Source organism: Brevibacillus sp. NRS-1366 (assembly GCF_050467985.1).
In genome coordinates this window covers 57,671-66,036 of record NZ_JBITPN010000038.1, presented here as the reverse complement: position 1 = coordinate 66,036, position 8,366 = coordinate 57,671, and the positions used below count along the sequence as shown (strand labels likewise).

Sequence of the window (8,366 nt, the reverse complement as noted above, 5' to 3'; positions counted from 1 at the left end):
TTTTCAAAGAGCATTTTTTGTGAATCCGTCGCCCAGAGACGACTCTTTTAATTTACCACATCTTCACCCAAGAAATCAAGTGGTTTTTTCATTTCTTCGCTGCTATTTTTTTGTTCGTGCAGCAGCGACGTTTGTAAATATAGCATGGATCAAAACAAGAAGTCAACAGTATTTAAAAAATTTTACCCCAACAATATAAAACAAATCTCTTTATCGCTATTCTCGCCTTCCGAATACGCTACTTCTTGGATCAATGACCGCTGCACCATTTTATCTACAAGCAACGGAATCTCGATTTCCGCCTCCTGAATCAGAGGATGACTCATCAGCTCTTGCAGACTCCACGGTCCATTCTTTTTCTCCATCACTTCAATCAAAAACCTCACGGACTCTTTCATTCGAGAAGTAATCCAAAATTCCATCGCAAGCAAAAGGAGTTCAATCCGTTTCTCCAAAGCCTCTGCATTATACGATAATTCCTCATACAACTTGTACACAGACGAGTCCATTTGCTTCACTTGAGACCATAATGCTGTCTGGGGGGGCTCTCCCGCTTGATACACAATGAGTCGAGCCCAAGAATGAAGAGATTGAATCAAGGAATGATACGCGTCCAGGGCTACTCCCCGCTGCAACCTCTCCTTTGTTTCATGACAAAAACGGAGCAGCCGCGAATACTCTCTGCAGATGAATTTCTTTTGAAGAGATTCGGGAAGACGACAAAGTCGCTGCTTCATTTGCTTCATATACCCGTCTTTGTCCCAGACAATTTCAGATTTCCCCAGCATCGCTGCAAGCCGCTCATCGAAACCACAAGCAGCTCCCTTTTCCAAGTGCCAGGTACTAATCTGCTGTTCGACAATGATCTGCTTCGAAATCCGCATACGTCTAATCGCTGTATCAACGTCCAGCTGATTGACCACAACTATATAGAAGGCTCCCTCGCGGAATGGAACAAGCATATCCGAATCAGGCAAAATCAGCACCGCTTGCACATCCAAGCGTTTTTGGAGCATCTCAAGATAGGTTTGCTGATTCTCATCTGGCCTTATGTTCATGCTTTTTTCCTCCCTGCCCCTGGGTTGAACTTAATGATTCTACACGATTTGTCCTTTTCCTGCTTGTCAACAGACAAATCCTTTGTGTGCTATACTGTAGGATAGGAGGAATGATGATGAAAAATACTGAGCGCCTAAGCAAGATCAAACGGATGCGAACTTGGGGAAACTGGAGCATGGTAATCGGCATTTTGCTGATGTATACAGGTTATGCTTTTTTTGCAGGATATTTGGACTTTATTCCTTTTCTCGGCAGCCTGTTAAAAGGGTCTTACATTTTCATGACCCTGCTGTTGATTATCGGTTTCATACTGACCATGGGCAGTACGGTGATGTTTATGATTTCCGGAATGGTCTCCACATCCGCTCCACAAGTACAGTGCCCTTCGTGCCAAAAAGTAACGAAGATGCTCGGCAAAGAAGATGCCTGTATGTTTTGTGGACAACCTCTGCGTTTAGAGGATGGACAGCCTCAACAAAACCAGACATAATATGTATCTATTACAATCCATACACAAAAAGCCACCTGCGCACTCCCTTGATCGGACGAGCAGGTGGCTTTCTTCTATATCTTTTATGAGGGTTTCTCAGTGGATTGTGGGCCGTCCCAGCTTTCCTCGATCGCTTGCCAAATTTCTGGCACTTCAAATCCACGACGCCAGGAAGCAACTCCGGCCAAATCATATTTGTTTACGATGTCGATTCGTTTTTGCATAGAACTGACGTCTTCGAGCCACATCTTATATACGTTTCCGTCTTTCGGGTCTTTGTACTCGACGTAGTTTTGGCCCGACGCCTCATCAAGCTTTGGTGTCAGCTTGCGCTCCTTGATCCATTCCTGGGCCCTTGTCATTGACAATGCCTTCGAGCTGACCTTGATCTTGCCGTCTGCTTGCTTCGCTTCCGTCCACAACCGCGTGTAAAATGGAACACCGAGCAGCAGCTTCTCATTCGGCACCTCTTCTAGGACTCCCTGCAAACCTCTTTCCACCCATGGCAATGAAGCGACAGAGCCTGCCTTCGGACTGGCCGCCCAATGCTCGTCATAGGTCATGACAGCTACGTAGTCCACCACTTGCGCCAGTGCTTTGCGATCAAGGAACATCGACCACGTTTTTGCATTTGATTTGATCGTTACATCAATTGAAACTGTCACCCCCTGTTGATGCAGGTAAGGCGTCAGCTCCCGAACGAACTGGACTAGCCGCTCTTTTTCTTCGAGGTATACGTTCTCAAAGTCAATGTTGATTCCATCGAGGTTGTACATATGGGCATAGTGGATGATTTGGGCGATCAATTTATCCCGTTTGTCAAAGCTGCTCAAAACCGATTTTGTCCAATCAGGATTAAATCCGTTGGTGACCAAACCCCACACCTTGTAGCCTCTTTGGTGCGCCCACTTTACGTAGGCCGAATCGGCCCTATTCAGAAGCGTTCCTTCTGCATCCTTCATCTCGAACCATGTAGGTGAAACGACATTGACACCTGGCAATGCCCCAATCGTAGAAATGTTCGGATTACGATTTACTACGTGCTCCCAGACCAGATTTATCTTATTCCCTTCAGGCTTCCAAACCGTATAAGGTTCAGACTCTGCGGGATGACCCCGGCTGACTTTGCGAACATTCGTAAAATCAACAGCCTTTGCAGGGAGAAATCCCGCGATACCAGATGCAGTCAGGACGCGATACCAGTCGTCCTCTTTTCTCAGAACATCGACAATCTCTCCCGCTGCTGCTTCGGCGACAATCGGAGTTCGGTGCGAGGCACCTACACGAACCATTTGCTTCTGATCATCTGAAATGACGTTTGCCTGTTGGATCTCATAGCCATCTTTCTCCACTACGAGTACATCGGTATCCTCTTTTCGCTCAAAAGAAAAAGTATACAGCTTCTCCAAAGGGTCAAGCGGTACATAGCGAATCCCGTCTACTTCTTTCACAGGCACTTGCAGATTCACCGGCTGCTTGTTGAGATAGGCAACCACTTCGCCGCTCTCCATGCGCAGCACCTTGTCTTTTGTCGTTACAATGACAGAGTGCGTAGGCTCATCCCAGAAGATGGCCGGATCTATCTTCTCCTTTAAAAATTCGAAGGGCAAAAGAATCTGTTCAGATTCCAGCAAATAGGATGAATCGGTTCGCGAGCCTTCATATACAATCACTTTCTTGTCCCCATCGTACGGCAGGACGTGCTCCGTAGATGCCCGCAGCACGAAAAACCAGTAGATCCCACCGAATATTGCGACGAAAAAGAGGATAAGCGATAAGAGAAAGCGCATTGTTCGTCTCCTTCTCCGTCTAGGACGAGGAGCCATTCCCACTGCCAAACTCATGGCCTCGACCTCCTCCCGATGGAACGCACCGGTAAAGGAACATCCATCTTTTTATATCGTTCATTCTTATTTTTCCGATCATATCTGACATTCAATCCATTCACAACCTTTAGCATTCTGGAAAATCTTGAACAAGCTCCCAGTAAGAGAGACGTTTGAGAAGCCAAAACGTTACACCTGGCGACAGAAAAACACCTCCCGCATCAACTGGTCATCCGGTTGTTGCAGAAGGTACTTATCTGATAAAGCGAATCTTTAGTGGGGATTCTTTTGACAGGACTCACAAATTCCATATACTTCCATACGATGTCCCGTAACACGAAAACCGATGTCTTTTGCAGCCGATTCTTCCGCATCCCGCAAGTAAGGGAAGTGGAAGTCTCTAATCGCCCCGCAGCTTGAGCAGATCGCATGATAGTGATCTTCTTCCACGTTGGCATCAAAACGGCTGGACGCATCCCCGTAGGTGAGCTCCGTAACCAATCCTGCATCTTTAAAAACCCGCAGATTATTATAGATCGTAGCAACACTCATATTAGGGAATTTGCCTTCGAGAGCTTTGTATATTTCATCAGCCGTCGGGTGAGTCATCGTCTCGAGCAAATACGTTAAAATCGCATGGCGCTGAGGTGTCATCCGAACCCCGGTATTCTTGAGGATTTCAACAGCTTTTTCCACACGCTGTGCCATATTGTTACACCCCACAGTCTTTCGCAAGACAAAAAAAGATTCATTTCTTTGTCATTGATTAGAATTACTTTAAATAAGTGTACGTCTAGTCAGCGAAAACTGTCAATATCCATTACGCGGAAGTTGACCATGAAGAACGTGGAAATCAGGATTTCGCCTTGGCCATTTTCTTTGCGACGGGCTTTGGTTTCGCCTTTTTGGCTTCAGCGAGCGCAAATTTGCACATAGACTTTAGCGAGCATTGTCCACACTGCGGATTGCGCGCCGAGCATACCCGTCTGCCGTGCCAGATCAGCCAATGGTGAGCATCTGACCACTTTTCACGCGGGATGCGCTTCATCAACTGGCGTTCTACTTCATCGACGTTGTCGCTCTTGGCAATCCCCAACCGATTGCCTACCCGAAATACATGCGTATCGACGGCAATAGCGGGAATCCCGTACGCATTGGACAGCACCACATTGGCCGTCTTTCTGCCGACGCCTGGCAATGCTTCCAGCTCCGCATGCGTTTGCGGCACTTCACTATTGTACTTTTCATACAAAATTCGACAGGTCTCGAGTATATTTTTACTCTTATTCTTATACAATCCCAGCCCTTTTATATGCTCTTCCATTTCTTCCTGTGTCAAATGAAGATAATGCTCGGGTTGATTCAATTTCTTAAACATAGGTTCGGTTATTTCATTCACCCGTTTATCTGTACACTGCGCCGATAGAATGGTGGCGATCAAGAGCTCAAACGGGGTCGTATAGTTTAATTCACAATGCGCGTCCGGATACAATTGCTGCAGGGTATCCAAAATTTCCGCGACGGGTACTTTGCGTTGTGCCATAGATATTTCCCCCTTTTCCCTACATTATACCGATCTGCGTCAACTCGGCAATTAGCAGGAAGAAGATCGCTTGGCATGGCGGACCTTGCATGAGGTACAATGGGCTTGGAAGAATTTTACGGGAGGGGATTCGAATGAAAGTATTCCTGACTGGCGGCAGTGGATTTGTGGGGAGGGGCATCGTGGAACGGTTGCAAGCAGGCGGCTTTGATACCGTTTGTTTGACGAGACCATCCTCAAAAGGAAAGCGTGAACACAGCGAGGCCACGCAACCATACATAGCAGAAGCGACAGGCGATCTGTTTGATATAGATTCCCTGGCTCAGGCAATGGACGGCTGTGATGCTGTCATTCATCTAGTCGGAATCATTCGGGAACAGCCGGGGAAGGGCCTGACGTTTACGCGTGTTCATGTAGAAGGAACCAAAAACGTTCTGGAGGCAGCGAAAAGGGCAGGCATTACCCGATTCGTTCATATGAGTGCTCTCGGCGCCCGGGAAAATGCGACAAGCGCCTATCACCTGACAAAATACGAGGCAGAAGGGCTTGTTCGGGCAAGCGGAATACCATACGTCATCTTTCGTCCGTCCGTCATCTTTGGACCAGGAGATGCATTCGTAAACATGCTGGCCGAATTGGTACGCTTGCCGCTTACTCCTGTGATTGGAAGCGGTGCTTATCCATTGCAGCCCGTGGCTCGTGACACTGTGGCAGACGTGTTCGTCCAAGCCCTGTCGCTGCCTGCATCCACCTATCAAATCTACGAAACCGGCGGACCCGCTCCACTCACCTATGAACAAATTCTGGATGCCATCGGAGACGCAATCGGGAAAAAGAGGGTACGAAAAATGCATATCCCCCTCGGATTGATGAAGCCTGTGATCAATATGATGGAAGGATTCCCCTTTTTCCCCATTACCAATACGCAGCTGACCATGCTGCTGGAAGGAAACGCCTGCGAAGACGGGGAGCTCCTGTACGAAACGTTCCCTACGACGAAAATCCCCTTTCAAGAGGGGATCGCTACTTACCTGCGATAAGCTCGCTGTTGACCTCTCCGCCATTTTGCTCCCATGAACGCCAGACTCATCACCATGCCAAGAACAAGTGTCAGCGGTGTGCTTTTCCACCAAATAAAGGATGTATCGCTCACTTGTCCAAACGCCACTTCCTGTTGCAAGTATTGGACGGAGTCATACGATGAAACAACGTCGGGCACATATAGCCATGTGAGGAGAAGCCCGCTGATGAGAGGCAGAGTCAAATAATACAACATGTTGAGTAATACGGAGTAAACAAATGCACGAGCGATCGTCTTCACTGCATACACCCTTTCGCTTACTGTTTTTTCCGAAAAAAATCCCCTGTGTTAGAGCAGGGGATTTTCACATGACTAGTATCATTACCGAATTTCCAAGACCCCTTTACCGCCACGAAACGCGTGCAGGAAAGGAATTTGGCCAACCGTTACGAACCCATAGCGGCTGTACACCCTCTCCACCCGTTCATTAATCGGGCACACCCAGAGCTCAGATCCACCAGATCGAACAAACAGCTCCTGCGCGTGTCGAAGGAGGTAGCCAACAAGACCTCGTCCTCGATACCCAGGGAGTGTTGCCACATTTTCAATCCGCACAATCTCTCCTAACCGTAGCAAGCAAAGTGACGAGGCAGCCTTACCATCTACGCGCAGCAAATAATGTTGAAAGGCATTTCTCTTCCGCCAAGCTCTGGTACAGACTCCACAAGCAGGCAATCGTTGTAGTTGTCCATGGTGACAGGCTCGATCGTGATACTAGGTGACGGGTCAACTACCGCAAACTCATCCTGCCACAACTGGATGGACGAGGGCAAAGATTCAATCCGAAAGCCATGGCGTTGCAACACTTCCAACAACCTATCTTGATTTTCCGAATGATAGATGTACAAGCGTGGAAAAATTCCCTTCTCCTCAAAAAAGGTGACGACCTCATTCACGATTGCCTCTGCCTTTTGCCCTTCTGTAACAGGTACTGATAGATGAGCGTGGTTTGCGTCATAATGCTTTTGTATGCAATGTCTGATTTTTCAACAATCTGCAGCAGTTCACGACTCATGCAGCGTTTTTTCCTGGGCACCGACTTGTTTGTTCACATGGCGAGCAACAACAAACAGATAATCGGACAAGCGGTTGAGATATTTGACAACAGCTTTGTTGACTTGTTCCTGCTGCGCTACATGAACGGCTTTGCGCTCCGCTCTTCTGACGATGGTACGAGAAACATGGAATGCAGCAGCCGCAGGATGTCCTCCGGGCAGAATGAAGTTGGTCAGCGGCGGTAGATCAGCATCGAGCGTGTCAATCTGTTCTTCCAGGAACGTAACGTCTTCTTCGGCAATCGGCCAGCCCACTTTTTTTCCTTCCGGTGTCGCCAGCTCCGCTCCTACATGGAACAATTTGGTTTGAATGATATGAAAAACATCGTGCAGCTCTTTCCACTCATCTGATTCTGGCAAAAGGGATAAAGCTAGCCCGATTTGTGAATTTGCTTCGTCACACGTTCCATAGGCCTCCACACGGTCTGCGAATTTGGGTACGCGGACACCCGCTACCAGCGAGGTTTCCCCTTTGTCTCCCGATTTCGTATAAATCTTCATCCATTTCCCTCCTCATTCCCTATTTCTTAGGCAATCGACCTTACAAAGCTTCCGCGACGATAATCAATTCCGAGCTGCCGGCATCAAACGGCGTCTTGGCAAACGAGCCATATCGCTCTTTGACCTTAAATCCGTTCAAGCGCAGCAGATGATGCAGCTCTGCAGGAAAAATGTAACGCAGTGTAAAACGTCCCGTGACTCGCTCCGTCACCAACCCCTGTGCATTTGAGCGCTCGTAGATCCGGGTCACCTCAGACAATTGCTGGAAGTGGTCATAGCGAGTATAATCCCACATCGCTACTTCCTCACCCGACGGTAGCTTGTAGGTTCCACGCAAGGACATCTTCTCACTTTCTTCATGAAAGTGATTCATCTTGGGCACAAACACGTTCATCACGAATTTGCCGCCTGGCGCCAAGTGCTTTCGGATGCAGGTCAGAGCTTTCATTTGCTCCTGGATGTGCAGCAGGTGTAGAAACGAACGGAATGGAATCATGATGAGCGAAAAGGACTCACCCAGATCAAACTGGCGCATATCCCCCTGCAATAGCTTCAAACCAGTCGCGACTCCCTGCTCCTGTGCCTTTTTCTCTGCTTTGGCCAGCATTTCCTGGGATAGGTCGACTCCGGTAACGTCAATGCCTGCCTGGGCCATCGGAATCGAAATCCGTCCTGTGCCACACCCAAGCTCGAGTACTTTGCCTCCGGCGAGTTTGGCCTGCTCCATATAAAATTCAACGTCTCCGTTTACGCCGTGCTGCGTCAAATCGTAATAATCGGCCCACTGATACATATTGCCCATACGGTCCTC

At 48.1% G+C, this 8,366-nt stretch carries 13 protein-coding genes; 3 read left to right on the top strand and 10 right to left on the bottom strand.

All coding sequences use genetic code 11. The annotated features are described in order from the left end of the window. A partial coding sequence (locus tag ACIFQN_RS25655; RefSeq protein WP_429835869.1) for a hypothetical protein occupies positions 1-199 on the top strand: 199 nt, incomplete at its 5' end. Here the strand turns inward: ACIFQN_RS25655 and ACIFQN_RS25650 are convergent. Next, positions 183-1,058: a hypothetical protein gene (locus tag ACIFQN_RS25650; RefSeq protein ID WP_429835868.1), complete on the bottom strand. Its 876-nt coding sequence runs from the start codon at positions 1,056-1,058 to the stop codon at positions 183-185. The genes ACIFQN_RS25655 and ACIFQN_RS25650 overlap by 17 nt on opposite strands. Before the next feature lie 116 nt (positions 1,059-1,174). Between ACIFQN_RS25650 and ACIFQN_RS25645 the strand changes: the two genes are divergently transcribed. Further along, entirely contained in the window at positions 1,175-1,549 is a 375-nt protein-coding gene (locus tag ACIFQN_RS25645) for a YgzB family protein (RefSeq protein WP_103110382.1), read from the top strand. A gap of 83 nt (positions 1,550-1,632) precedes the next feature. On the opposite strand, the gene ACIFQN_RS25640 is transcribed toward ACIFQN_RS25645, so the two are convergent. From ACIFQN_RS25640 to nth, 3 genes are all read right to left on the bottom strand, one after another. Further along, on the bottom strand, positions 1,633-3,393 hold the full coding sequence (locus ACIFQN_RS25640) for a glycosyl hydrolase family 18 protein (RefSeq protein WP_429835867.1): 1,761 nt from the start codon (positions 3,391-3,393) through the stop codon (positions 1,633-1,635). A gap of 255 nt (positions 3,394-3,648) precedes the next feature. Continuing rightward, positions 3,649-4,083 (bottom strand): peroxide-responsive transcriptional repressor PerR, encoded by a 435-nt coding sequence (perR, locus tag ACIFQN_RS25635; RefSeq protein WP_049736954.1) that lies wholly within the window; start codon positions 4,081-4,083, stop codon positions 3,649-3,651. Between the two features lie 145 nt (positions 4,084-4,228). Beyond that, complete coding sequence (nth, locus tag ACIFQN_RS25630) at positions 4,229-4,918, bottom strand: endonuclease III (protein WP_429835866.1); 690 nt, start codon at positions 4,916-4,918, stop codon at positions 4,229-4,231. 134 nt (positions 4,919-5,052) lie between these two features. Here nth and ACIFQN_RS25625 point away from each other — a divergent pair, with 134 nt between their 5' ends. Further along, complete coding sequence (locus ACIFQN_RS25625; protein ID WP_429835865.1) at positions 5,053-5,958, top strand: complex I NDUFA9 subunit family protein; 906 nt, start codon at positions 5,053-5,055, stop codon at positions 5,956-5,958. On the opposite strand, the gene ACIFQN_RS25620 is transcribed toward ACIFQN_RS25625, so the two are convergent. From ACIFQN_RS25620 to ACIFQN_RS25595, 6 genes are all read right to left on the bottom strand, one after another. Further along, on the bottom strand, positions 5,946-6,239 hold the full coding sequence (locus tag ACIFQN_RS25620) for a hypothetical protein (RefSeq protein ID WP_429835864.1): 294 nt from the start codon (positions 6,237-6,239) through the stop codon (positions 5,946-5,948). The two genes, ACIFQN_RS25625 and ACIFQN_RS25620, sit on opposite strands and share 13 nt — an antisense overlap. An 81-nt stretch (positions 6,240-6,320) precedes the next feature. Further along, positions 6,321-6,614, bottom strand: coding sequence for a GNAT family N-acetyltransferase (locus tag ACIFQN_RS25615; protein ID WP_429835863.1), 294 nt, complete (start codon positions 6,612-6,614; stop codon positions 6,321-6,323). Then, positions 6,602-6,895, bottom strand: coding sequence for a hypothetical protein (locus tag ACIFQN_RS25610; protein ID WP_429835862.1), 294 nt, complete (start codon positions 6,893-6,895; stop codon positions 6,602-6,604). Before ACIFQN_RS25610 ends, ACIFQN_RS25615 begins: the two co-directional genes overlap by 13 nt. After that, positions 6,892-7,014 (bottom strand): hypothetical protein, encoded by a 123-nt coding sequence (locus tag ACIFQN_RS25605; protein ID WP_429835861.1) that lies wholly within the window; start codon positions 7,012-7,014, stop codon positions 6,892-6,894. The genes ACIFQN_RS25610 and ACIFQN_RS25605 overlap by 4 nt, the downstream gene beginning before the upstream one ends. Continuing rightward, positions 7,004-7,555, bottom strand: a complete 552-nt coding sequence (locus ACIFQN_RS25600; RefSeq protein WP_429835860.1) for a cob(I)yrinic acid a,c-diamide adenosyltransferase — start codon at positions 7,553-7,555, stop codon at positions 7,004-7,006. The genes ACIFQN_RS25605 and ACIFQN_RS25600 overlap by 11 nt, the downstream gene beginning before the upstream one ends. A gap of 40 nt (positions 7,556-7,595) precedes the next feature. Further along, positions 7,596-8,357, bottom strand: a complete 762-nt coding sequence (locus tag ACIFQN_RS25595) for a class I SAM-dependent methyltransferase (protein WP_429835859.1) — start codon at positions 8,355-8,357, stop codon at positions 7,596-7,598. Positions 8,358-8,366 lie beyond the last annotated feature (9 nt).

Excerpts from the sequence above, each read along its gene's own strand:
- ACIFQN_RS25650 (WP_429835868.1), bottom strand. The coding sequence starts at position 1,058 with ATGAACATAAGGCCAGATGAGAATCAGCAAACCTATCTTGAGATGCTC.
- ACIFQN_RS25645 (WP_103110382.1), top strand. The coding sequence starts at position 1,175 with ATGAAAAATACTGAGCGCCTAAGCAAGATCAAACGGATGCGAACTTGG.
- ACIFQN_RS25640 (WP_429835867.1), bottom strand. The coding sequence starts at position 3,393 with ATGAGTTTGGCAGTGGGAATGGCTCCTCGTCCTAGACGGAGAAGGAGA.
- perR (WP_049736954.1), bottom strand. The coding sequence starts at position 4,083 with ATGGCACAGCGTGTGGAAAAAGCTGTTGAAATCCTCAAGAATACCGGG.
- nth (WP_429835866.1), bottom strand. The coding sequence starts at position 4,918 with ATGGCACAACGCAAAGTACCCGTCGCGGAAATTTTGGATACCCTGCAG.
- ACIFQN_RS25625 (WP_429835865.1), top strand. The coding sequence starts at position 5,053 with ATGAAAGTATTCCTGACTGGCGGCAGTGGATTTGTGGGGAGGGGCATC.
- ACIFQN_RS25605 (WP_429835861.1), bottom strand. The coding sequence starts at position 7,014 with ATGAGTCGTGAACTGCTGCAGATTGTTGAAAAATCAGACATTGCATAC.
- ACIFQN_RS25600 (WP_429835860.1), bottom strand. The coding sequence starts at position 7,555 with ATGAAGATTTATACGAAATCGGGAGACAAAGGGGAAACCTCGCTGGTA.
- ACIFQN_RS25595 (WP_429835859.1), bottom strand. The coding sequence starts at position 8,357 with ATGGGCAATATGTATCAGTGGGCCGATTATTACGATTTGACGCAGCAC.